This window comes from Pauljensenia sp. UMB0895 (assembly GCF_030218905.1).
Lineage (GTDB): Bacteria > Actinomycetota > Actinomycetes > Actinomycetales > Actinomycetaceae > Pauljensenia > Pauljensenia turicensis_A.
In genome coordinates this window covers 230,297-255,075 of record NZ_JASOQR010000013.1, presented here as the reverse complement: position 1 = coordinate 255,075, position 24,779 = coordinate 230,297, and the positions used below count along the sequence as shown (strand labels likewise).

Genomic DNA, 24,779 nt, shown 5'->3' with positions numbered 1-24,779 from the left:
GATGAAAGGTTGAGATGAGCGCATAGCCCATGCGCTCGTAGAAACGAAACGATGACTCGCCCAGATGAGGATCGCGCTAGGCAGTATCCTCGTCCGCATGCGTAGCGCTGATCCACAATAGCAGGCGGTGGCTAGCGGCCATCGCGAACAGCAAAAGCATGAGGTAGTAAGGGAATAACGCGACAGAAAAATGGTTCGCAATCAACCCAAAAAACGGTGGCATGGCGAGGGTGCCCGCATAGGCGGTTGCCATCTGGACGCCGATAATCGCCTGCGATTTGTCCGCTCCGAAGCGCGCAGGTGTTGCGTGGATGATGCTCGGATACACCGGAGCACACCCCAAGCCAATCACCACAAGCCCCATCAACGCGATGATGTTATGGCCTGGGATCACCGTGGTGGCGATACCGATGACAATCAAGGCTTCACCACCAATAATCATCTGATCGTCGCTGAATCGAATGGTCAGGAAACCACTGAGTGCCCGCCCCACCGTAAGACCAACGAAGAATGCCGCTGCGTACGAAGCGGCGTCTTCAGCAGATACTCCACGGTGAAGGTTCAGGTAGCTGGCAGCCCAGAGTCCAGCTGTAGCTTCGATCGCGCAGTAGCAGAAGAATGTGAGCATAACTGCTTTTGCACCACGGATGCGAAGAATCTGCGCCAGGGTCAAAGGGGTACGAGGCCGCGCTTGACGATCATCAGCATCCGCCTGATGTGTGGGCGCGGAGTTGGCGTCACTCACACCGGTATTGACAGGTGTTTTCTTCCATAGGGGAAGACTGATAAAGAGCAACGTCGCCAACCCGATTTGCATCAGGCCAATGATTCGATAGCCACCAGCCCAACCAACATGCCCGGTGAGCGCGTACCCCATGATGTACGGGCCAAGGCTGGCGCCTACGCCCCACATGCAGTGCAACCAGCTCATATGTCGCGACTTGTAATGAAGAGCGACGAAGTTGTTCAGCGATGCGTCAACGCTACCCGCGCCCAAACCGTAAGGAATCGCCCAAAGACAAAGCTCAAGGAATGACGTTGAGAAGGAGAAGCCGAGAAGGGCAACAGCGGTCATCGCGACGCTCGTTGCTGTCACCTTGCCGGTGCCAAAACGCAGGGTCAGGCGATCGGAGTTCAGGGAGGAGACGATGGTGCCCGCTGCAATCAGCATCGAAATGATGCCTGCGTACGAAACAGGGACATCAATCTGCGGATAGATCGACGGCCACGCCGCACCTAACAGCGAGTCTGGCAGACCCAAGCTGATGAAGGCGACGTAAATGACTGCAAGCAAGAGTTGCATGAAGCTCCATATATCGTTTGACAGGCGCGTGAAGCTCTAGTGTATGCTTCCGACGCCTCGGCGAGTGACTGGTCGCAGTTCAAAAAAGATGGGGTTCGTCAGCGACACGCAGAAGATGACTCTTCATTCAACGAGCTCTAATAATGAGTTCCATCTGCTCCACACTTTCACGGCTACTTCTTCCCCATTCCCGCACCGCTACAGTAGCGCCAAAACGCGAAGTGGCCGATTCAGCTACCAGAAGAGACAAGGCCAAACCGCGACGAGGATCAACGAAACGATGCCAGCGCGTACGATACGAAGATCAATCTGGGGGAAGAACCGACAAAGTCAATTCACGCGTTGAAGCAAAGCAACTGTCTCCAGGTGATGCGTATGCGGAAATAAATCCCACGCATGGAGGCTGGCCAATTCATACCCCGCTTCGGTAAGCAAGCACATGTCACGGGCACCGGCAGCAGGATCACATGAAACCAGGACAATCTTCGATGCACCACACTGAGCAATAGCCTCAGTCACCTCACGACCTGCACCCGCGCGCGGAGGATCAAGAACAATGACGTCCGGGCGTCCTTCTAGCTCCGCTGCAAGTTCACGGACACCTTCAGTGTCGACATTCCCAACATAGGGTTCAACCCAGTCAAAGGGCGCACAGTTCTCGCCTGCGTCCTCGACCGCGCCCTGAGAACCTTCCAAGGTGACAATGCGACCGCGTGCACCAACAGCCTTTGCCATCGGAACACTGAACAGGCCAGCACCCGAATACAGCTCCATCACCCGGTCGCCTTCAGACAGACAAGCAACACCCATGACTGCGTTTGCAAGAACTTCAGCGCCCATGACATGCGTCTGCCAGAAGCCCCCAACACGAACGCGGTACTCCAGTTGCTCACCGTTCACCGTGACATGCCAAGGCAATCGCGTTTCCGTGAGCTTTTCACCCAGTGAGTTGAATGTTCCGCGAGGAGTCACGACGACCGGAGAGCCACCGTCAGGCGCGACAACGCGCACACGATCAGCAGGCTTGAAGAAAGGAGCCCATTGCGAATTCGCACCCCACAGGCCCAATCGTTCAATCGATTCTGAAGCCAATGGCATCGAATCTAGAGCAATGACATCTTTGCCACGATAGGTGTGCATACCGGCCAAGCCAGCGCGATCAATGACGACCTCAATGCGCGTTCGACGGTGCAATAAAGTCTGGTCGGCCTCGTCCCCAGGAGCTGGACGCACTGTAACACCGCCAAGATTTTCAACGCGGGCAGACAGAGCCTCGCCACCAACGCGACGAAGCTGACCACGCAGAACCGTCTCTTTCCACGCGCGCTGAGCCGCGGGCGCCACATGAGCGAGCTCGCCACCGCCGACGCCACCAGGGCCAGCCTGTGGCCACACGGACGGCACACGATCGGCAGATGCCTCAAGAATCTCTACAGCGTCAGCCCACGCAAGGTTCTTCTGCACCGCCGTCACGCGTGCCTTCACCTTTTCGCCGGGCAATGTGTGACGGACAAACACCACGCGCCCGGAAACGTCGCGGGCAACACACGCGCCACCGTGAGCCGGCTCGCCAACACGCAACTCAATAATCTCTTCGTTGCGTGGAGTGGCAGTGCGGTGATGATAACGGCGCTTGTTCATATGAAGCCTTTGATAATCCCCGATGGCGATAAAGCCTCACGGGAGCGAGTTGGATGTGAAGAAACGATTCTATTTCGTCGTCAACGAAGGCGGTCGCCTATTTTCGTGGGCACTCGAATGGTGCTCATCGGACTTGAAGGGGTCGTTAATCAACTGACGACCTTCCACTTCGTCATCTTCGCCTAGCTTCCACGGCACGGTCGTAATCACTACACCGGGAACGGACAGGAGGGCACGACGAAGACGCAATGCAGTCTGATTATGCATTGCATTTTCCCACCAATGACGAACAAGGAACTGGGGCATATACACGACCAGCATTTCCTCCGGAGCGCGACGGCGACGCCCGCGCACGTACTGCAACACAACCTGGTTGAGGTCGCGGTACGGGCTCGACAGGAGGGTCAACGGGATCGGTAGACCAGATTCTTTCCATTCCTTGCGGATGTGGGCTTCCTCGTCATCGTCGGCAACGACGCTCACCAGTTCCAGAGCGGAGGGTTGCGAGGCGCGGGCCGCAGCAATAGCTCGCATAGACGGGCGAGAAAGGTTAGAGACCAGTACCAGGGCACGAACGCGGGTCGGAAGCGCACGCTTCGCCGACCAATCGTCGACACGCAGCTGAGAGCGAATCTGCGTGTAGTGATGCTGAATGCCGAGTTGGACGCAGAAGACGACCGCAATCATGATCAGCGTAATCCACGCACCGTGCGTGAACTTCGTGGCCAAAACGATCAGCAGAACCAAGCCGGTCATCATAAAACCGATGATGTTCACCGCACGCGAGCGCAATACGGCGCCTCGTTCTGAGCCGGTCTGGCGCATACGCAGAGCGCGGTTCCAGTGACGAATCATGCCCAGCTGCGAAAGTGTGAAGGAGATAAACACACCGAGCACGTACAGCTGGATCAGGCGCGTCGTCTGGGCTTTGAATCCAACGATCAAGATGATCGCTGCAAGAGCCAGAACAACGATGCCGTTCGAGTATGAAAGGCGATCGCCACGCTTGTAGAGCTGTCGCGGAAGGAAGGAATCACGGGAGAGAACCGACGCAAGAGTCGGGAAACCGTTAAACGCAGTGTTTGCTGCCAAAACCAGAATCAAACCGGTCACGGTCGTCACCAAGAGGAACAGGATTGATCCATGGCCGAAAACAGCCGAAGCAATCTGACCAATTGCGGGAGACACAACCGTCTCTTCACCCACGGGCTGGCCGTTAAGTGTCAGCTGTTCGACGGCGTCATCGACAATCTTCACACCGGTTGCACGCGCCAAGATCAGGATCGACAGCATCATTGTTGCGGCAATCAAGCCGAGCAGTGCAAGCGTCGAAGCAGCATTCTTCGACTTGGGACGCTTAAACATGGGCACGCCGTTCGAGATTGCTTCAACGCCCGTCAAAGCGGCGCAACCGGAAGAGAACGCGCGCATCAGCAGGAACGCTCCCGCAAGGCCCGCCAGACCAGAGGAGAATTGATCGGAAGCAACCAGTTCGTATTGCGCTGTCGGTGCGCTCCCCAGGTGTCCTGTCGCCATCTGCACAAAGCCGACGATCACCATCAGCGCGATCGCACCCATGTAAATGTATGTCGGGATCGCAAATGCGCCACCTGCTTCTTTCGTGCCACGCAGGTTCAACAGGGACAAGATGATGACAAGCAGAACTGCGATCAGGACCTCGTGCCCCGCAAGCGACGGCAAAGCAGTCGTGATGTAGGCAGCACCCGACGAAATCGATACGGCGACCGTCAGGATGTAGTCGACCAGCAGAGCTGATGCGACAACCAGACCCCACGTGCGACCAAGGTTCGTTGTGACAACCTCGTAGTCACCGCCACCCGACGGGTAAGCATGCACGGTCTGGCGGTATGACAACACGACAACTGCAAGAACCGCAGCGACGACGACACCAACCCAAATCGACTGCATGGCAGCCAAACCGCCCGCTAACGCTAAGGTCAGCAGGATTTCATCGGGGGCATAGGCGACCGACGACAGCGCGTCTGAGGCGAAGATCGGTAGCGCAATGCGCTTAGGCAGAAGCTGGTGTCCCATCGCGTCCGAACGCATCGGACGACCGATCAGAACACGTTTTGCTCTGGCGAAAACGTTATACAGCACGGGCTAAAGCGTAGCCCTATTAGCGTCAAAACAGCACTCCTTGGGGCAACTCTTTAAGTGATACCGAGAACATGTGCTCTAGGCCAGCCCTTCAGACGTGACGAAAGCACGCTGATGCGGGTAGTTTAGGAGCGTGCATTTCGTCATTATGGGATGCGGTCGCGTTGGTTCTTTCCTCGCCACCGCTTTGGATGCTGATGGGCATTCAGTTGCAGTCATCGACGTTGATCCGAAAGCTTTCTCGCGTCTGCCGTCAGATTTTTCCGGCAAGCGCGTCACCGGCTTGGGTATGGATCGCGAGGCCCTGAAGAAAGCTGACATTAAAGACGCCTATGCGTTCGCAGCTGTCTCCAGCGGTGATAACTCGAACATTATTTCGACGCGTATCGCCCAAGAGACCTTCCACGTGCCACACGTTGTCGCACGAATTTATGATCCTGAACGCGCCTACGTGTACGAGCGTCTCGGCATCCCAACGGTTGCGACCGTGAAGCGCACGGCAGAATCAGTTCTGCGCCGTATGCTTCCCCCGGATGCGGCGGTCACATGGACGCACCCCACGGGCGAGGTTTCCTTGGTTACGGCGACGCCCGAGACATCGTGGTACGGCGTTTCTTTCCCGACAGTTGAAGAACTTACCGGCGAGCGTATTGCCTTCGTATCCCGTTTGGGGACTATCGTTCCAGCGCGCCAAGACTTCGTGGTGCAAGAACACGACCAGCTGTACTTTGCGATCGGTGGAGCAGAGTCGACGCGCTTGCGTTCTATTCTGACGGCCACCCCGAACTTTGAGGACTGATACGCATGAAGATCGTTATCGCAGGCGCAGGCTCGGTTGGTCGCTCCGTCGCCCTTGAACTTCTCGAACACGGTCACGAGTGCACTCTGATCGATAAGCAGCCCGATAAGTTACGCGTTGCATCGGTTGCTGACGCGGACTGGGTTCTCGCTGACGCCTGTTCTCCCGACGCTTTGCGTGAAGCAGGTCTTGCGGAAGCTGACGTGATGGTTGCCGCGACGGGCGATGACAAGGCTAATCTGGTTATTTCTTTGCTAGCGAAGACCGAGTTCGCGGTGCCGCGAGTGGTTGCTCGTCTGAACAATCCTCACAATGAGTGGCTGTTCAATGGCTCGTGGGGCGTTGATGTTTCGGTGTCGACCCCACGCATTATGACGGCTCTCGTGGAAGAAGCCGTGTCCGAGGGTATTCCGGTTCGTTTGTTCTCGTTCAACTCTGCTGAAGTATCGATGTACGCGATCGTTTTGCCCGAGGGCTCCCCGATCGTTGGCAAACGCATTTCTGACACGGATCTGCCTCCGCGCACCGTATTGACGTCGTTGCTCCGTGATGGTCGCCCACTCACGCCATCGGATGATGATCTTTTTGAGTCCGGTGACGAGTTGTTGCTGTTGATTTCCGATACGGAGAAGAATGCTCTGTCGACTCTCCAAGCGTTGGTGGAAGTTCCGCCAGCGGCCGACGAAGAGGAAGTCGAGTCGGAAGAATAATTCCGCCTTCACCCGATTCGCGATTCGTCGCTACGAGGCCTGGGCTGGATGCTCATCCGCCTTTGTTGGAGAGAACGGTTTTAATCCCATCCAGGTGAGCCATGTGACGAGGGCAAAGAGTGGCAGTCCTAGGACAAGCTTCGCGATACCTAATGGGCCAACCATGTGAGCAAGCCATAGGGGAAGCTCAATGCCAAGACGTAGTGCGAAGAGCCCTGTCCAAAGCCACGTAAGAAGAAGGCCTCGACGCTTAAGGCCGGCCCACTCTTCTTTGCGATACCAGTCAGCTTCCAGTTCCCAGAACATCCCAGCGCCCCGGGAGACAAGTGGCTTTCTTACGACGATCGACGCAAGGAAGCCAACAAGGAAAGCTGCCGAGGTGATCAGGCCCCACGTGTAGAAGTTTTCTCCCCTGCCCGAAGCAAGAGCCCAGACCACGCCGATTCCTACACCGATGACGCCTGAAAGCGATTGCGTCAGTGGCTGACGCTGAACAAGACGGATGCCAACGGCGAGTAGCGCAACGACACCCGCGACGACCGATGCGCCGACGACCGAGTGGAAAATGATGAAAACGACAACGAAGAGAAGGGCTGGCACTACGGATTCAGTGAGTCCGCGCCAGCCTCCGACCGCCTGGGTAAAAGAAAACGATTCTTCGTTGAGTTGACGCGTCCAGGTCGGACCAGACTCGGTCACGCCAGTGGATTCATCGTGTTCATCTAAGGCGCTCACATGTTCTCCGAAGCGATGATGCGGTAGAGCGGATTGATGATTGTCAGCACGTCTCCTTGCATTCCTGCTGTACCTTCAACCTCAATGTGTTCGCCGACTTTCAGCCCCGGAATTGACACGCGTCCCGGCCATCTCAGTTCAATGGAGGCCGTCCCGTCATACAGGGTTCCAACCAGCATGAAATGTGATCCTTCAGGCGGGTAGGTCATTGACATGAGCGTGCCAAAAAGCGTGACGTGTTGACGATTGTGAACGTCACGAATTGGAGTGGTTCCACGGCGCGCTCGCCTCTGTTCCTCATCCAGAGCCTCGTCTTTTTGACGACTGTCCGTCGAGAAATGTTGCGCGAGTGCGCTCCAGAAGCCTGACGCACGCGAACTGTGTTTAGACACGAGGAATCTCGACTTCTTCGTTCGGAAGGTGAAGAGGGAGCAACCCAAGGCGAGCGCGTGGCTGATCGTCGCGAACGACAACGATCCGGTCAATGATCGACTCGAAGTTTTTGCCTGCCTCATTGCTCAGAGCCGCAGGGCCAAGAATGTCAATGCGCGCAAACCAACGGTCGCCTTCACGTCCGATGATCCTCATCCGCGAGGTCCCCTGCCGGCCATCCGGAAGGGAGACTGGAATATCAGCTTGGAGCTCAGTCCCGTAACGCGTATCGCGATCAATGACTGTTGCAGAATCCTTCAGCAATCCGGCACGGATCTCTTCGCGGATTTCATCCCACACGCCACCGCTTCGAGGTGCTGCAGCAACAGAAATCTGCAGACCGGAGTCTCCGATAACGATTAAAACCTTGAGAACGGAGTGACCGTCATCGCCGACCTGGGTACGCAACTGGGCACCGGGGACGGATGGAAGAAGCAAGGAGCCCATATCGATGTAGCCGTTGGACGTATCGCACTCGCCAACCGAGCGAGGGCCCGGCAAATCAATCGGGTCAACGGTTTCTTCAGGTGCTACCTGCGCTCCAAGCTCGGGAATATCGGTTGCTTCAGCCTTTTTCTTTCGAGAGAAAAACAAGATAGCGCCTCAGCCCGCGCACTCGGTGCACACCGGCAGCCCAGCGTCGTCAACGTAGGCGAGCTGAGAAGCGTGGTGGACGAGGAAGCAGGACGAGCAGGTGAATTCGTCATCCTGACGGGGAATAACGTGAACGGTCAGTTCTTCCTTCGACAGGTCAGCACCGGGGAGCTCAAAGTTCTCAGCTGCTTCGGTCTCGTCTTCTTCGATTTCAGCGGAACCAGCGTCACCTCGACGCGACTTCAGTTCCTCGATTGAATCTTCGGCAACATCATCGTCATTCTTACGAGGTGCGTCGTAATCGGTAGCCATGAGTTTCGTCCTTCGGGCGGGTTATTTCATGATCTGATCATGAACTGTATCGGCGGAGGGAATATAACACTGTTAAGAGACGAATGCCACCACTTAGGACTTTGCGGCGCGTTCAATCACGATTAGTGCCTACAGTTTGAGAACATTTCGCTGATGAACTGTAGGAGGTGCTCATGATCGAGCTCGATTTGCTCGGTATCGGCGCAGACGGCGAAACGCTGGTCTTTACCGATCCAAACGGGGAACGCTACCAAGTCTCTATTACTGACGAGCTTCGCGGATCAATCCGTCGTCATCGTATGCACCTCGAGCCAGCACCCAGCCCAGCGCGTCAGCAGATCTCTCCCCGCGAGATTCAGAGCCTGCTCCGTGCCGGCGCTACTCCCGAAGAAATCGCCACATCCCACGCATGCGATATCGAGATGGTGCGTTCCTTCGAAAGCCCCATCCAGGCCGAAAAAGAATACGCACTCCAGCGCGCGCAGAATATGCGCATTGGCTCGGTAGCGGACGGCCCGAAGATGGGTGAGCTTGTCATTGATCGATTGGCCGCACGCGGTGTTGATCCGTCAACTTTGGAATGGAATGCAAGTCGCGAAGGTGCTGGCCCCTGGCAGATTTGCTTGACGTTCATCCAGTCGGCGTCAGAACACGCCGCCAATTGGCTGTTACCGAAGACCGGTCCTCTTGAAGCTATTGATCAGGAAGCCCAGTGGCTGACTGAAACCCAGTCGTCGACTCCTGCGGCTTCAATCTTCACTCCCCTGCAGCCGAACGCACCCGATGCATTGGATCCTGCAGACCTCGAAGAAGTTCGCGCACGTGAAGCGATCATTGATCAGTTGAATGCGAGCCGCGGAAAGCCTCAGGACATCGAGTATGACCTTGATGACGAGGATTTTGACCCCGAAGAGTTCGAACAGGCCACGCTGACCGATTCTTCAATTTCGGCTCGCATCTATTCCTTGGCACATGCTCGCACGAAGGAAGAGGAAGAGGTCCCTTCGCAGAACTCCGAGTTCCCTGTTCTCGATGCACTGTCCGCATCGACGCCGATCCCGAGCGCGTCTACTTCTTCACCAAAGGACAAGGAAGCTCCCAACTCGAAGACCCAGGACACGAAGGTTCCTTCTGCAAAGAAGACTGCGCCCGCGAAAAAAGCGTCCACCGATTCGGATGCTGATTACGATGACCAGTCGTTGCCAGGTCTTGAAAACCTTGTTGAAGAGCCTCATTCTTCAGCGCCAGCTAGCGCGAAGAAGTCGAAGTCTCGTCGTCGTTCTGTTCCCAGTTGGGACGAGATCGTCTTCGGTTCAAAGTCGAAGTAGTCGTTTTCAAACGAGAAACCCACGACACATGATGCTCGTGAGTTTTTCGTTTTTTGCTGACGGCTCGGGTTCAGGAAAGCCGGATCAGCGGAATTCGCATTTCAGCTTCGGTCAGGGAACCGTGGACTCCAGGCATCGCGATCATTTCCGGCTTTTGTGATCTGGAATCAACGAGGCCTGCGCGTCCATTAAAGAACGCGATACCCGCGCCAATTTCGCGATTACCTGGGCCTTCACCCAAGAGGCTCGCAGATTCATCGCAACCGAGTACCCACGCGACGTCGTTCAGTTCATGCTTCCAACGGTCAATCACTTCGGATTCACGGCCAGCTTCGGTATGAATGTGAACAGCGCGTGTTTCTCCGGCAAGGATCCGTACACCGTCGGCAAGATCTGGACGATCCGCAAGATCAATCAACGCACCATGGTCAATATCGATCATGCCGTGGTCAGCAGTCAGTACCGTACGCACGTTGCGGGGCAGGCTAAGAAGCAGGCGCCCCAATCCGGCGTCGAAGGCTTCAAGAGCATCGGACCATTCCCAAGAGCTCACTGCATGCCCATGGCCCGTATGGTCGATTTCTGACCAGTAGAGGTAGACGACCTGCGTGCCTTTCTTGAGCTCTCGCAGAGCCGCACTGGCACGCTCATCCCAGGTTTTGCCAGCCACGTGGCGTGCGCCCCTTAAGGCAGCCTTCGTCAAGCCCGAACCAGCGAACGTCGGCGGAGAAATAACTGCGGACTTCACCCCCTGCTGGCTGAGGCGCTCAAAGTAAGTCGGACATTCTTGCCATGCCAGAGGATCTGGACCATTCTCAAACGCCAGAAGATTCATCACCGAATCCCCCCGGGCAACCGCATAGCCCACCATCCGCGTCTTCCCAGGCTTTTCCCCCGTTCCAAAAGAGGTAATCGCAACGGCTGTCGTCGACGGCGCGATCGTGTGAAGGTTCACAATGTCATCGCGCACCGACCGCAAGGTCGACGCGTGCCCAAGGTGAGACATCAAGGGAACATAGCCCAAGCCATCGACCAAGATGATCAGGAGCTGCCCTTCTTCACGGTCAAGCGACAAACGAGCCCGAGTGGCCTCGTTCCCCAGAGGCAGACCGGCACATGCCAAAGCGGCACCAAAAACATCAGCCAAACACGGGTCAGCCTGCGAAGGCACATCTGCCCATGCGGGAACCGAAACGGGTGAAGTGACCATGGCGATCAGTGGTGAGCTCGAGTAGCAGATGAAAGCAGGTCCACGAACTGCCTGGCTTCAGTCATTGCATCCACGCCATCAGCGTCGACGCTGATACGGAAATTCAAATCATCGGGGAAAGATGCGACCGTGTAACCGTGTTCCGCTGTGCACGAGGGATCGCCACATTGAGCGGGCTCAACTTCGCTACGACGCATTGCCCCCAGATCAACCGAGATGGTCAGCTCCGCAGGAAACATCGATGTCATCGCCTCACGATAGACCTCAATCGACGACACCGTCCCCAAACGGGAAAGAGGGAAGATCCCCGTGCCAACGGAGGCTCCGCCATCTTCGAGTTCATCAACATGCATATGAATCAGCACGCTGTCAGTCAGAGTCGCCAATGACAGGTGGCGGAAAACCGACCCCTGATCAAAAGCAGCATCCACCTGGCAAAGAGTGGCGCGTGGCGTCTGACCACCCAACGCGCGCTTCAAAGATGCGGTAACAAGCTGGGGGAAAAAGCCCGTTCGATTGATTCGATCCCATGTGTTCACCCTCTAATTGTGCCCGCGTTCGGCGTGGGAGTCGAACAGAGGTTCTTTCGCCCGTGATAATCGCGAATATGGCTAAGAAGGACCTCGTAGAACCACTGCCCGTTGCGGACGAAGACATCAGTGAAATCAATGTCTCCGAAGAGATGCGAACCTCCTTCTTGGAATACGCCGTCTCTGTCATCTACGCTCGCGCACTCCCAGACGCACGCGATGGCCTCAAGCCCGTGCAACGACGCATCCTGTTCCAGATGGATCAGATGGGACTTCGCCCCGACAAGGGCCACGTGAAATCCCAGCGTGTTGTCGGCGAGGTTATGGGTAAGCTTCACCCGCACGGTGACTCGGCAATTTACGAGGCTCTTGTGCGCCTCGCTCAGCCGTTCAACCTGCGTCTTCCCCTAGTCGACGGACACGGCAACTTTGGCTCTCTTGATGACGGCCCCGCAGCCGCGCGTTACACCGAAGCCCGTATGGCTCCCTCCGCGTTGGATCTTGTCACCGGTTTGGATGAAGACACGGTTGAATTCGTGCCGAACTACGACAACCAGTTCATGCAACCCGAGGTACTCCCAGCGGCATTCCCCCAGCTTCTGGTCAACGGCGCTTCCGGTATTGCTGTTGGTATGGCAACGAATATTGCCCCGCACAATCTTGCTGAAACAATCGCAGCGTCCATTCATCTGATTGAGCATCCGGATGCCACCGTCGCCGACCTGATGCGTTTCGTGCCCGGGCCTGACCTGCCTGAAGGTGGCGTCATCGTCGGACTCGATGGAATCAAAGACGCCTACGAAACTGGTCGCGGTGCTTTCAAGACTCGCGCAAAGGTCGGAGTCGAACGCGTCAGCGCACGCAAGATGGGGTTGATCGTCACCGAACTGCCCTACATGGTCGGCCCCGAAAAGGTCATCGAAAAGATCAAGGAAAACGTTAACGCCGGGCGGCTGAAGGGTATTTCGTCGGTTCAGAACCTGACTGACCGTATCCACGGCCTGCGTTTGGTCATCGAAATCAAGAACGGTTTCAACCCCGAAGCGGTCCTGCAACAGCTGTACAAGCGCACACCTCTTGAAGATTCCTTCTCGATCAACGCCGTTGCCCTCGTCAATGGTCAGCCTCGTACCCTCGGTTTGAAAGACATGCTGAGCGTATTCGTCAACCACCGTCTTGACGTGACAACGCGACGCACGAAGTTCCGTCTGGGTAAGGCTCAGGATCGCCTTCACCTGGTTGAAGGTTTGTTGATCGCAGTCCTCGATATTGATGACGTCATTGCGATTATTCGTTCGTCTTTCGACGTGGAAACCGCTCGCGAACGACTGAAGATTGCCTTCGACCTGACCGATATTCAGGCGAACTACATTCTGGAGCTCCGCCTGCGTCGCTTGACCAAGTTCTCGCGCATCGAGCTAGAGAACGAACGCGATGAACTCCACGCAACGATCGCACACCTTGAAGAGATTCTTTCCGATCCGGTGATGTTGCGAGGACTGGTCATCTCTGAGTTGCGCGATGTTGCTCAGCGTCTGGCTACTCCCCGGCGGACTCTGCTGCTGTCGTCTGCCGGAGCCGAATCGGGGAACGAGGCGACGAGTGGCGCCGCCTTGGCTGCTACGTTGCCGGCCACATCGAAGTCCGGCAAGGGAATGGACCTGCAGATCCCTGATGACCCGTGCGTCGTTGTGCTGTCATCGAACGGTGGTCTGGCTCGAATTGAAGGCGGAGACCCGCTAGAACCGGGGCCTCGTGCCAGCCACGACGGGTGGATAGCACAATTGTCGTCGACCGCACGTTCTCAGATCGCGGTTGTTACAGCAGACGGTGTTGCTCACCGCATAGAGGTCGTGGACCTACCCGCGCTCCCCCGCTTCGATACAGGATTGTCGCTGGCCGCAGCCACGCCCGCATCTCTGCTCTTGCACACGAATTCTCCCGCGATCGGTTTGCTTGATCCCGCATCAGACCAGGTGTATGCGATGGGTACTGCCCACGGCACCGTGAAGCGCTTGAAGCCGGATGTACTTGCCCGTGACGAATGGGAAGTCATCACACTGGATGACGGTGATCGTCTAGTTGGTTTCGGACCGTGTGCCGACGACTACGATCTTGTCTTTGTTTCAACCGACGCGCAGCTTCTTCGTACGCCGGCATCGAAGGTACGACCGCAGGGTCGCACCGCCGCTGGTATGGCTGGTATGAAGCTTAACGATGGTGCCCAAGCACTCGGATTCTGGGCTCTGTCAGTATCATCAGACTCCTTCGTCGTCACCGTCGCAGCAGCTGAAGGAGCACTGCCGGGAACGGGTCAGACGACCGCTAAGGTAACTCCGCTGGAGCTCTACCCGGTCAAGGGTCGCGGTGGTCAAGGCGTCCGCGCCCAGCGTTTCCTGCGCGGTGAGGATCGCATTGACTTGGCGTGGGTGGGTGACCGTCGACCTCGAGGCGCCTCAGCTGATGGCTCCCCCGTTGACTTGCCCGACGTTGACGAACGTCGCGATGGGTCAGGTACTCCCGTGGTTCTTCCAATCACCCTCATCGGCTAAGGCGCTACAACGGTTCGCGCCGGCGCGAAAGTGCCGGCGCGGCCTCGTCACACATCGATCGCGTACAAGCGCGTCTGACCCACCGTCGCAAAACCCAAATAATCGTAGACGGCAAGCGCTCTGGAATGATTCGCGCTTCCGAGCCCAGCGCCGATACGATCCATCCCATCGGCTGCCATCGCGCGCATCGACGACGTAATCAGGGCATCGACGACGCGATCCGAACGCGCCTCTTCCAAGACACCCATCTGGTCGATATAGCCTTCGCGCCAACCAAGAGCAACCCAGTCCTGGACGTACTTCGAGGCAAGGAGGAAACCAACCACGCACGGACGGTCACCCCTGCGGTCCACGGCAACGAACGACCACTGCGGGACGAAAGAAGTACGTCCCATCAGCCACTGTTCACGAGTGAGGGCAGGACTACCCCACTCAATCTCGGAGAGCCGATTCGCGGCGTGACGCGCCGGTTCATCCCACTCATCCGACCAAGGTTCAATCGTCAAATAACGGCCAAGATCCGGAGTCGGAGGAATCTGGGACAGATCCGCACGAAGTTCATAGTACGAACGGGTCCAGTGGAAGCCACGCAACTGAAGCTGCTCTTCCAGCTCATTTTCACCCGCCTCGACAAGCATGGTGATCTGAGCCGGCGCATCCGTATCCGCTGTAGCAAGCATCTGACGCGAAACTGCTTCCTGCCATTCAACCAGCGAACTGCCCAAGCCAATGCGACGGAACGACGGGTCAACGCCTCCGTCGCACAGGCACTCCACACGACCACTCTGGCGCATTGCAACGCGACCGTAAGCGACCATGCGTCCCTTCGCGATACCACGAGTCGTCATACCGGCCAGCCCACGCCAGCCTTCAGCCGACAGCATCTCTTCGACTTCGTCGACACTGGTGCGATATGGAGGATTATCCTGCGCTTCCATGCGCGCAATCAGCGTCGCCAATTCATGCAGGCGATTCATGCTGAGCTCTTCCCAGACAATCCCATGATGGGACGGCGGGAATGGCACGTCGTCGGATGCGCCTGTACGACGAGCCAGCGGGATTTCACCCGTCAACGCATTGTCAGCCATGCGCGTCCTTTCTTGTCAACACCAGATTGTGAGATATTCACGTCCCCGTATTCGCCCACGGGCACGCTAACCCGCAGGACACCTTATTGGTCAATCGAATAGAAAACCTGCGCGGGCCCGTCAAGGAAACCGAGGTGCTCGTAGATGGCATGGGCATTCGACGTATTCTTCGTATCCACATCCAATCCGATCCTGGACATTCCCGATTCAGCGGCCGCCGCCACCGCTGCACCAATCAACGCGGTTGAAAGCCCGTGCCCACGATGCGATTGATCAACGGCCAGAAGTTCCGCGTATGCCTCTGTCTTACCGGTCGCGGCCCACCGTTCAACGGGGCGTCCCACGACGAAACAGCCAGCCAGCTCACCCTGCTCAGATACTGCTCCGAACGACCAGCGAGGATCCAAATTCGAGGTAGATTCTTCCCACCAGGCCTCGTGCAAGTAGGGCAGGGTGTGCTCAGCGAAAGAACGCAAGTACAGTGCTTTCGCGCTCCCCATATCAACATCGGACCACGGAATGATCGAATAGCCGTGGCGAGGCTTCCGAGCCTTTTCAGCCCCTAGAAGCTCGCGGTACATCACTTGGAACGTAGCCTTCGCGTAGAAGCCCGCCGCAATATACAAACGACGACGATCCGTCATGTGGGCATCAACGACGTTGAAAATTGATGCGGGGACCTTCGAGTCCGCTCCGAATGTTTCGACCAGCATTTGACGGGCACGGCCATCTTGCCAGTAGAGGAGAGCTCGGCCCAATCCACGTCCACGCCAATGCGGATGAATGTAGGCGTTGACCTCGGCGGCAGCATGATCTGAGAGCGAAGTGAGGACTCGAACGGCTGCGACTGCGCAAATACGATTGTCTGAATCGATACCGACAAGCGCATCGATCCAGAAATCTTGCGTGCGACCTTCCACCATGTCGGCGATGTCGGATGCACTCATACGATGATGCATCTCATCAGCAGCCTCAACCTGACGAATCACGTCATAAACACCCGGAGCGTCGGAGGCGATCATCGAACGCCACCTCAATCCGATGTGGGTGCCCGGATACGAAACTGAGGCTGGTGGCTTCAAACGTTGCGCAAGTCCAGTCATAGATCCTAGTGTACGTGCGCATCGGGTCTTTGGTCACATACGCGGGAAGGTTCTGCGCTAGGTCTCAGCGGCCAGGTGCTCAATACACACGGTGCGAAAAGACGAGGCCCAACACGATGGGGCGACAGGGAGTTTTCAGGCGTCGATGCGCATGCGGTCGATGCCAGAGGATCCTTCGACAATGAAATCCTTACGCGGTCCCACCGTGGAACCCATCAGCAGTTCGAACACATCTTCTGCTTCGCGCAAAGCGTCTTCATCATCAAGGGTGATGCGTCGCAAGGAACGATGCGCGCGATCCATGGTGGTTTCAGCCAACTGGTCCGCGTCCATCTCACCCAGGCCCTTGTAGCGCTGGATCGGTTCTTTCCATGTCCGCCCCGCCTTACGCAGTTGAGCAAGCTTCTTGTGGAGTTCATCTTCGGAATACGTGTAAATCAGTTCGCGAGGCTTGCGTCCCTTAGCGCTCACTTCAATGCGGTGCAACGGTGGAACAGCAGCGTAAATTCGGCCAGCTTCGACCATGGGGCGCATATAGCGGAAGAACAGGGTGAGCAACAACGTGCGAATATGCGCGCCATCGACGTCAGCATCGGTCATCAAAATAACCTTGCCGTAGCGGGCGGAATCAAGATCGAAAGTTCGACCTGATCCTGCACCAATGACCTGGATAATGTTCGCGCATTCCGCGTTCGCCAGCATATCCGCTGTCGATGCCTTTTGGACGTTCAGGATCTTGCCTCGAATCGGGAAGAGCGCCTGATACTGGCTGTTGCGTGCCGCCTTTGCCGTGCCCAGTGCCGAGTCACCCTCGACGATGAACAGTTCGGTTTCTAAGACATCTTCCATTCGGCAGTCTGCGAGCTTCGCGGGCAGAGAGGATGTTTCAAGCGCATTCTTCTTACGCGAAATTTCCTTGTGAATACGCGCTGAAACACGCGCTTTCATTTCGCCGACAACCTTTTCCATCAGCGAAGACGTCTGCTGTTTGTCGTCGCGCTTTGAGGAATTAAACTTCGCATTCAGCCAGTCGGTGACAACGCGAGACACGACCGTACGGACTTGTGGTGTACCCAGGATTTCCTTGGTCTGCCCCTCAAACTGCGGTTCGGGGAAACGGACGGTGACAACGGCAGTCAGACCGGCTTGGACATCATCCTTTTCGGGACGCCCATCTTTGGTACCCACCTTCAACTTGCGCGCGTTCTTATCAATCTGCGCGCGCAACACCTTCAAGACAGCCTGCTCGAAACCGGCAACGTGTGTGCCACCCTTCGGGGTCGCAATAATGTTGACGAATGACTGCAGTGAAGTATCGTAGCCAATCCCCCATCGCAAGGCGCAATCCACCTGGCACGTGCGTTCCACTTCGGTCGCAGCGAGGTGTCCCGTTGACGGATCGAGTGCCTGAACGGTTTCGGTGAAGGTTCCTTCACCTTGAATATGCCACGTGTCAGTCACAGGACCATCGCTGGCCAGCCAGTTCGTAAAGTCAACGACGCCACCGTCGTAGCGGAATGACTCGTGAAGCTCTTCTTCTGCGCGCTCATCCCAGCAGTTGATGGTCAGGCCGGGAACAAGGAATGCGGTCTGGCGTGCACGCGCACACAAAGCTTCCCATGAGAATCCTTCGGTTGACGGGAAGATCTGAAAGTCAGCCCAGAAACGCACGCGTGTACCGGTGACATTCTTCTTTACCTTGCCAACGGTTTTCAGCTGCGAGGATTCTTCAAACGGAGTGAACGGTGAATTCGGGGTGCGTTGCTTCGAATCGTCGAATTCGCCGGGCTCACCGCGACGGAAACACATTTCCCATGTCTTTGAGCCGCGGTCAACCTGCACGTCAAGACGCGCGGACAGCGCGTTCACAACGGACGCACCCACGCCGTGCAGACCACCCGATGACGCATAGGAACCGCCACCGAACTTACCACCAGCGTGAAGCTTCGTGTACACGACCTCGACGCCTGACAAACCGACACCGGGGACCTCGTCAACCGGAATACCTCGACCGTTGTCAGCCACCGACGCAGAATAGTCAGGGTGCAGGCGCACATTGATCGTGTCGCAGTGACCTTCAAGAGCCTCGTCAACGGCATTGTCGATAATTTCCCAGAGACAGTGCATCAAACCGCGGTGGTCCGTGGAACCGATGTACATGCCGGGGCGCTTACGAACAGCTTCCAGTCCTTCAAGGACGCTGAGGTGCCGTGCCGAATAGTCAGATGAAGAAGTCACCCGCTTATCTTAAAGAATCATTGAATGAGCGCCATTTCACCTCGCCGTATTCTTCCAGATGACGCGTGTTCCACTTGCTCGCATGATGAGCACACTCGCGTACGGATTGCGCCGAGGGTGAACAATCGCTTTTGAACGCGACATTACCGACTCTTTAGTGTGTGATTGAAACATGACAACGCTTTCACTTCAGCCAGAAACCTCAACGGCCCCGGTTCTCAACGCCGCCGACCGTTGCGACAAGTGTGGCGCGAAGGCGTGGCTGCGTGCCACGATGCCATCCGGCTTCCAACTGTTCTTCTGCGCCCACCACGCGACGCAAAACCTTGACGCCCTTATGCTGTCGGGCGCCTCGATCCTCGACGAACGTCACTTCCTGAACAAGGACAACTGATCATCTGCTGTCTCGGTTCTCTTTGACCACGCCACGACTACTGAATAGACAATGGGTACGCCATCTGGCGTACCCATTGTCTTTGTTATCGCGCGGGCAGAAAACATAAAGATGCGGACACGGGTTTCTCACACTAACACGGCATTATGAGCGCGCAAGACGCTGGGAAACAACTCCTGTCACACCATCACGCATCGAGACGCCATAGAGAGCATCGGCGATCTCCATAGTGCGTTTCTGGTGCGTGATCACGATCAGCTGAGATTCTTCACGTAGCTCTTTAAAGATTGCCAGAAGACGCGACAAGTTCACGTCGTCGAGTGCGGCTTCAACTTCGTCCATCACGTAGAACGGAGATGGACGAGCTTTAAAGATCGCGACGAGGAAAGCAATAGCTGCGAGTGAGCGTTCACCACCCGACAGCAAACTCATTCGCTTGACCTTCTTGCCGGCGGGGCGAGCTTCAATTTCAATGCCCGTGGTCAAAGGCGAATCTGGGTCGGTCAAAATCAGATCACCTGTACCGCCGGGGAACAAAACGTCAAAGGTGTGCGCGAACTGTTTCTTCGTGTCTTCAAATGCGGAAACGAATGCTTCTTCAACCAGTCGATCCACATCGGTAATGATGCTCATCAGATCGGCTTTTGATTCTTTGAGGTCTTTTACCTGTTCCATCAAGAATGCATGACGAGCAGCCAGAGCATCGTGTTCTTCCAAAGCCAGGGGGTTCACGCGCCCCAGGCGCACCAGCTCGTTTGAAGCTTTCTCAAAAGCCTTTTCTTGTTCGCTTCGAACAAAAGGCTGGCCTTCTTCGCTGACTTCTTCATCCGGGTCCGATGGGAAAACGGGTACCAGGGTATGGGGTCCGTATTCTTCAATCAAAGTGTCAGCATCGAGCGCAAGCTCTTCCATTGCTCGACGCTCAACATCACTCGCTTGCAATTCCAGTTGAGTGCGCGCAATTTCGTCACGTTGAACCTCGCCAGTAACGTCGGCTAGGCGCTTCATTTCTTCATCCACGGCCAAGCGCAGGGCACCAACGCGCTCATTTTCCTGCCGAGTTTCTTCAGCAACCGCCGTCTGGCGGGCCGAGGCGATAGCAAGTAGCTGGGCAGCCTCGTTCACTGCCTGACGCGCGTCGGCCTCAATCTCCGTTGCAGCACGCAACGCAACCTGGCGTTGAGCTTCGCGCTTCGCATAACGGCCACGCTCTTCGCGCTCTTTTGCTGCTGCCTGGCGAAGGTTTCGGGCACGCGCGCCAGCCTGCCTGGATTGTTCTTCTAATGCTCGCAATGCCAGGCGCGCTGAGGTTTCCGCTTCACGGGCTTCTTTCGCCGTTCTGGCAGCACCCTCAGCTTTATCGCGCGCTGCGTCGACGTCTTCAGAGGGACTCTCCGACAGTGTTTCGACTTTCGATCGCGCTTCTTCAACGCGTTCTTTAGCCCATTCGACATGATCCTCGGCACGTTTGAGCGCTTCTCGTCCACGGCCTACCTCAGCTTCACTGGCTGCGAGCGCGGACTGGAGTCGTGCAGTCTTTTGAGCGCGTTCAGCCTGCAGGGCGTCGTGGGCACGCAGAGCTTTCAGGGCTTCGTTCGCTCCGCGTATTGCCAGGTCCAGCGCAGTATTCGCTGCCGTGAGTTCATCAGAGAGGGCATCGCACGTGTGTTGTGCTGCCTCGGCCTTCGTAGCGGCTGCTTCGTGTTGGGCTTTGATGGCAAGTAATGAGTCGGCTGTCTGTCCGGCTGCTATAACACCTGAACGAGTCACCATTGTTCCGCTCAATGTAACGGCAACGTCCACTGTGTCGATCGCAATGCCACGTTGGGCAGCATCAAGATCGTTGGCAACTACTGCGCCACAAAGCAAGGCTGAAACGCTCGCTGCGACTTTCGGGTCTGGTGTCACGCACTCTCGCGCCCACGTCAGGCCCTCGGGTAGTTTCTGCTTGGCAGGCGCGACCTCGTCCCCATTCGCGATCATCATCCGTAACTGGCCACTATTGGACTCCTGGGCGTCGCGCGCTTGAGTGAGCGCAGAATCCAGGGAATCCATGACGACGGCGTCCGCAAATGGGCCAAGTAGCGTCGCGATCGCGTTCTCGGTTCCTTGGCGGGCGTTCACGAAATCCTGGACGGCACCCAGCACGTGGTCACGATCGAGCAGGTGAGCCGTGTCATCGTCACGCGCAAGAAGCTGGGTCAGGGCATCACGACGCGCTTCCCAGTGAGCACGATCGGCGCGAGCTTCGCGTTCAGCGGCAAGGAGGGCATCAACTTTTGCTCGTGCCTGATCACGATGGATGCCCGCCTGCGCATGCGCGCGACTCACATCGAAATCGCCACCCGATTCTTCGGGCGCGTCCTCAACGGCTTTCTTCGCTTCTTCAGCTCGCGCGAGTGCAGCTTCGAGCGCGCTACGAGCACGACCGGCTTCCGCTTCACCGGCTTCCAATCGGGCGTGAGCACTCCCAACATCACCCGTCAGGCGCGCCACTTTCTCACGATGGTCAGCGACGAGTGCGTTGACCCTGGCGAGTTCTTTGGCTGCGCGTTGATCTTCGTCTTCCGCTTGTTCCTTGGCGCGTACGAGGCTACTTAATTCACGTTGGGCTTGCTGAACACGCTGGAGAAGGTCCCCGTCCTCATTCGAAGCAGCTAATGCCCTCTGGTCCAAGACATCCGGGTCTTCACCCGTCGGTGTAGCTTCGGGGCGCGAATACTGTTTGACGCGCTCGGCAGAGATTGCGAGCGTCGTCTTCGCACGCTCATGGACGCTGGTCGCTTCCTGCCAGACTCGCGTCACGTCATTCGCATTGCGAGCGCGAGCTTCTTGATTGCGTTCGCTTTCCTCAATTGATGCCCGCAGATCCGCAATCTTGGTTTCATGCGCACGCTTCAGCTCTTCGAGACGGGTATCAATATGCGACTGACGTTCAAGCTTCTCGCGCACGTTCACAAGATCGTCGGCGAGCAAGCGAGCTTTCGCGTCTCGCACTCGTGCTTGGATCAACGAGGCCTTGCGCGCCTGCTTCGCTTGGCGCGCAAGAGGACCCAGCTGGCGTCGGATCTCTTCAGTCAGGTCCAGAACACGCACGAGATTCTGATCCATGTCAGCGAGCTTCTTCAGCGCACGCTCTTTACGCCGGCGATGCTTCAGCACACCGGCAGCCTCTTCAATGAACCCGCGACGATCTTCCGGGGTTGCTTGAAGGATCGAGTCGAGGCGCCCCTGCCCCACGATGACGTGCATCTGACGTCCCATGCCCGTATCGGACAGCAATTCTTGAATATCAAGCAGTCGAGCAGGTGAACCGTTAATTGCGTATTCGGAGCCCCCACCGCGGAACAGTGTCCTGGTGATCGTTACTTCCGTGTATTCGATGGGAAGAGCGCCATCTGAGTTATCGATCGTCAGATCAATCTGCGCACGCCCTAAAGCCGGACGTCCCGATGTGCCGGCGAAAATAACGTCCGACATGTTAGAGCCACGCAGGCTCTTCGCGCCCTGCTCGCCCATCACCCAGGCAAGTGCATCCACAACGTTCGACTTACCCGAACCGTTCGGACCCACGACACAGGTGATCCCGGGTTCAAGCTTCAACGTCGTCGTAGATGCGAAAGACTTAAACCCGCGTAGCGTCAGGTTCTTTAAGTGCACGGGTCAAGGATACGTGGAAACTGTGGGAAGAATAAGAAAAAGTGGCGCCTGCAGATGCAAACACCACTTTTTCATAATGTCATGCGTGCTCCTCGGACAGGTTCACGCTCATACAAGATAGTCTCAGCAACACAGTTCAGGGAACCACAGTGCGATCTCACGCTCAGCAGAAGTCGGGGAATCTGAACCGTGAACAACGTTCTCCACGTGGTTCGAACCCCAGTCGCGTCCAAGATCGCCACGAATAGTTCCAGGAGCAGCCAAGGTCGGGTTTGTTGTGCCCATGAGAATACGCATACCCTCAATCACGCGGTCACCTTCAACCACGATGGCAACGAGCGGGCCCGAGCTCATGAAATCAACCATTCCGTTAAAAAAGTGTTGCTCACGGTGCTCCGCGTAGTGCTCTTCAAGGAGTTCCCTAGAGGCCTTCTTAATCTTCAGGCCCTTCAGGACATAGCCCTTCGCTTCGATGCGACGCAGAACCTCTCCAGTCAGACCGCGAGCAAACCCATCGGGCTTGACCAGGATCAGAGTGTGTTCCTTATTCGGGTCGAGCAGATCAGGAGTTGGCATTCGCCCTCCTTTCATTACACGTTGTTCAAGGAATCAATATCGTAACCGATGATCGCATCATCGTTCACACGACGTGGCTGTGGCGGTACTCGGATGAATATCCACCACAGCCACACCGCATCACGAAACGTTTTCGATCATCTCTTTGAGAGCAACAATGCTCTCAGCTGCCTGCGGACCAGTAGCCCGCAGTTCAACCGTTTCGCCCTGCTTCACACCGAGAGCCATGATTTCAAGAACGGAAGCGGCATCTGTTCCATTCACAAGAATCTCGGCATCAAATGTGGCTGCAAGACGAGCCAGAAGAGCTGCCGGACGAGCATGCAGACCAACCGGATCAGCAACAACTGCCGTGTCCGTGACACCATCGGTTGGAGCTGAAGAAGTCTGGCGATCCTGATGCATAGAGTGAAGCTCGATCATTGGTCCGATCGCATTACGCGCAGCATCGGCAACGTCATTCAGGCAATCACCCAATTGAGCGCGCACCGCAGCCGCGACAGCACCCTCAACAAGCGGAGCTTCAATGAACTTCAGATGATCGGGATCGTCAGCAAAATCCAGAACCGATTCAACCGTCATCGTGGCTGAACCAAGATCTGTCAGGATCAAGACACCTGCACCATCGCCATCGCCAACCTCATCGAGGCAGGCGCTGACAGCAGCATCAATCTTGTCGAAGGATGTACCGATCCCGCCCTCATCAGTACCACCCGCGGCTTGGAAGAAAACCTCGGGAGCCATCTGCCGGGCAAGTTCGACTACGCCACGAGCCAGAAGATCCGAATGGCTTGCGATGACAAATGCAACGCGCGCCATCATTCCTCCTCAGCTGCTTCAAGCGCCTTCGCAAGGATGATCGCGGACGACATAGCACCCGGATCAAGATGTCCCTTGGAACGCTCTCCCAGGTAGGAAGCACGACCCTTGGTTGCCTGAAGAGGTTCAGTGGCAAGAGCACCCTTATGAGCGGCCTCGGAAGCAACCGCCAGAACCTGTTCAGGTGTGGCGCCAGATTCTGCAGCAGCCTTAGCTGCGTCATACGCCGGACCCCAGGCATCGACCATGGTCTTCTCGCCACGCTCTGCCTTGCCACGAGCCTGAATGCCAGCGAGAGCACCGCCGATCAGGGCAGCAACAGCTTCAGCGGTCAGAGGTTCGTCGACAGCAACCTTTGCTGCGCGCAGAAAAGCTGTTCCGTACAGAGGACCAGCAGCCCCACCGACCGTCGACATCAGAGTCTTCGCAACGATCTTCAGGCAGTCCTGAACGCTAGTCGGAGGCGTTGCTTCGAAGGCTTCCATGACCTTGCCGAACCCACGATCGAGGTTCTCACCATGATCACCATCGCCGATCTGGCGGTCCAGATCGATCAAGTATTCACGCTGAGCACCAATCTCTACGCGAGTAAGCGCAATCCAGCGCATTGCCCATGCAGTATCTAGCGCCATCT

General features: G+C 56.7%; 21 protein-coding genes. 5 read left to right on the top strand and 16 right to left on the bottom strand.

Going from position 1 to position 24,779, the window contains the following annotated elements; translation table 11 throughout:
- Positions 1 to 76: 76 nt before the first annotated feature.
- The 3 genes from QP503_RS07260 to QP503_RS07250 all read right to left on the bottom strand — a co-directional run bounded on the left by QP503_RS07260 (position 77) and on the right by QP503_RS07250 (position 5,014).
- On the bottom strand, positions 77 to 1,303 hold the full coding sequence (locus QP503_RS07260) for an MFS transporter (RefSeq protein ID WP_006681566.1): 1,227 nt from the start codon (positions 1,301 to 1,303) through the stop codon (positions 77 to 79).
- Between the two features lie 330 nt (positions 1,304 to 1,633).
- Positions 1,634 to 2,944 (bottom strand): class I SAM-dependent RNA methyltransferase, encoded by a 1,311-nt coding sequence (locus QP503_RS07255; protein ID WP_103633617.1) that lies wholly within the window; start codon positions 2,942 to 2,944, stop codon positions 1,634 to 1,636.
- Between the two features lie 69 nt (positions 2,945 to 3,013).
- Positions 3,014 to 5,014: an amino acid permease gene (locus QP503_RS07250; protein WP_442953371.1), complete on the bottom strand. Its 2,001-nt coding sequence runs from the start codon at positions 5,012 to 5,014 to the stop codon at positions 3,014 to 3,016.
- 199 nt (positions 5,015 to 5,213) lie between these two features.
- Here QP503_RS07250 and QP503_RS07245 point away from each other — a divergent pair, with 199 nt between their 5' ends.
- Positions 5,214 to 5,864 (top strand): potassium channel family protein, encoded by a 651-nt coding sequence (locus QP503_RS07245; protein ID WP_006681571.1) that lies wholly within the window; start codon positions 5,214 to 5,216, stop codon positions 5,862 to 5,864.
- 5 nt (positions 5,865 to 5,869) lie between these two features.
- Positions 5,870 to 6,574: a potassium channel family protein gene (locus QP503_RS07240; protein ID WP_006681572.1), complete on the top strand. Its 705-nt coding sequence runs from the start codon at positions 5,870 to 5,872 to the stop codon at positions 6,572 to 6,574.
- Positions 6,575 to 6,604: 30 nt separating this feature from the next.
- Here QP503_RS07240 and QP503_RS07235 read toward each other — a convergent pair whose 3' ends face one another.
- The 4 genes from QP503_RS07235 to QP503_RS07220 form a co-directional block, all read right to left on the bottom strand.
- Positions 6,605 to 7,309, bottom strand: a complete 705-nt coding sequence (locus tag QP503_RS07235; RefSeq protein ID WP_006681573.1) for a DUF3159 domain-containing protein — start codon at positions 7,307 to 7,309, stop codon at positions 6,605 to 6,607.
- Entirely contained in the window at positions 7,306 to 7,614 is a 309-nt protein-coding gene (locus QP503_RS07230) for a DNA-binding protein (RefSeq protein ID WP_243440792.1), read from the bottom strand. The genes QP503_RS07235 and QP503_RS07230 overlap by 4 nt, the downstream gene beginning before the upstream one ends.
- Before the next feature lie 79 nt (positions 7,615 to 7,693).
- Positions 7,694 to 8,335 carry a DUF3710 domain-containing protein gene (locus QP503_RS07225; protein ID WP_285101448.1) on the bottom strand — a complete coding sequence of 214 codons (642 nt, stop codon included), beginning with the start codon at positions 8,333 to 8,335 and terminating at the stop codon, positions 7,694 to 7,696.
- 9 nt (positions 8,336 to 8,344) lie between these two features.
- Entirely contained in the window at positions 8,345 to 8,647 is a 303-nt protein-coding gene (locus QP503_RS07220) for a DUF4193 domain-containing protein (protein ID WP_006681576.1), read from the bottom strand.
- A gap of 173 nt (positions 8,648 to 8,820) precedes the next feature.
- Between QP503_RS07220 and sepH the strand changes: the two genes are divergently transcribed.
- The gene (sepH, locus tag QP503_RS07215; protein ID WP_006681577.1) at positions 8,821 to 9,975 is read left to right on the top strand and encodes a septation protein SepH; all 1,155 of its coding nucleotides are present in this window, start codon (positions 8,821 to 8,823) and stop codon (positions 9,973 to 9,975) included.
- Between the two features lie 70 nt (positions 9,976 to 10,045).
- Here the strand turns inward: sepH and QP503_RS07210 are convergent, their stop codons facing one another.
- Together QP503_RS07210 and QP503_RS07205 are read right to left on the bottom strand one after the other, a co-directional pair.
- Positions 10,046 to 11,185, bottom strand: a complete 1,140-nt coding sequence (locus QP503_RS07210; protein WP_285101446.1) for an alkaline phosphatase family protein — start codon at positions 11,183 to 11,185, stop codon at positions 10,046 to 10,048.
- Positions 11,186 to 11,190: 5 nt separating this feature from the next.
- Positions 11,191 to 11,724, bottom strand: coding sequence for a DUF5998 family protein (locus tag QP503_RS07205; RefSeq protein WP_179370425.1), 534 nt, complete (start codon positions 11,722 to 11,724; stop codon positions 11,191 to 11,193).
- Positions 11,725 to 11,792: 68 nt separating this feature from the next.
- Between QP503_RS07205 and QP503_RS07200 the strand changes: the two genes are divergently transcribed.
- Positions 11,793 to 14,267, top strand: a complete 2,475-nt coding sequence (locus QP503_RS07200; RefSeq protein WP_285067769.1) for a DNA gyrase/topoisomerase IV subunit A — start codon at positions 11,793 to 11,795, stop codon at positions 14,265 to 14,267.
- Between the two features lie 47 nt (positions 14,268 to 14,314).
- Here QP503_RS07200 and QP503_RS07195 read toward each other — a convergent pair whose 3' ends face one another.
- The 3 genes from QP503_RS07195 to QP503_RS07185 form a co-directional block, all read right to left on the bottom strand.
- Positions 14,315 to 15,355 carry a GNAT family protein gene (locus QP503_RS07195; RefSeq protein ID WP_285101444.1) on the bottom strand — a complete coding sequence of 347 codons (1,041 nt, stop codon included), beginning with the start codon at positions 15,353 to 15,355 and terminating at the stop codon, positions 14,315 to 14,317.
- An 83-nt stretch (positions 15,356 to 15,438) separates the two neighbouring features.
- Positions 15,439 to 16,377, bottom strand: coding sequence for a GNAT family N-acetyltransferase (locus QP503_RS07190; protein ID WP_006681582.1), 939 nt, complete (start codon positions 16,375 to 16,377; stop codon positions 15,439 to 15,441).
- A 216-nt stretch (positions 16,378 to 16,593) separates the two neighbouring features.
- Positions 16,594 to 18,696 (bottom strand): DNA gyrase/topoisomerase IV subunit B, encoded by a 2,103-nt coding sequence (locus tag QP503_RS07185; protein ID WP_006681583.1) that lies wholly within the window; start codon positions 18,694 to 18,696, stop codon positions 16,594 to 16,596.
- Positions 18,697 to 18,868: 172 nt separating this feature from the next.
- Here QP503_RS07185 and QP503_RS07180 point away from each other — a divergent pair, with 172 nt between their 5' ends.
- Positions 18,869 to 19,090: a DUF7455 domain-containing protein gene (locus tag QP503_RS07180; protein ID WP_006681584.1), complete on the top strand. Its 222-nt coding sequence runs from the start codon at positions 18,869 to 18,871 to the stop codon at positions 19,088 to 19,090.
- A 144-nt stretch (positions 19,091 to 19,234) separates the two neighbouring features.
- Here the strand turns inward: QP503_RS07180 and smc are convergent, their stop codons facing one another.
- From smc to dhaL, 4 genes are all read right to left on the bottom strand, one after another.
- Positions 19,235 to 22,750, bottom strand: coding sequence for a chromosome segregation protein SMC (smc, locus tag QP503_RS07175; protein ID WP_285067772.1), 3,516 nt, complete (start codon positions 22,748 to 22,750; stop codon positions 19,235 to 19,237).
- A 123-nt stretch (positions 22,751 to 22,873) separates the two neighbouring features.
- Entirely contained in the window at positions 22,874 to 23,326 is a 453-nt protein-coding gene (gene ndk, locus QP503_RS07170) for a nucleoside-diphosphate kinase (protein ID WP_101627233.1), read from the bottom strand.
- 120 nt (positions 23,327 to 23,446) lie between these two features.
- A complete protein-coding gene (dhaM, locus tag QP503_RS07165; protein ID WP_103633610.1) occupies positions 23,447 to 24,148 on the bottom strand; it encodes a dihydroxyacetone kinase phosphoryl donor subunit DhaM in 702 nt (233 codons plus the stop codon).
- Entirely contained in the window at positions 24,145 to 24,777 is a 633-nt protein-coding gene (gene dhaL, locus QP503_RS07160; protein WP_103633609.1) for a dihydroxyacetone kinase subunit DhaL, read from the bottom strand. Before dhaL ends, dhaM begins: the two co-directional genes overlap by 4 nt.
- Positions 24,778 to 24,779: the final 2 nt, after the last annotated feature.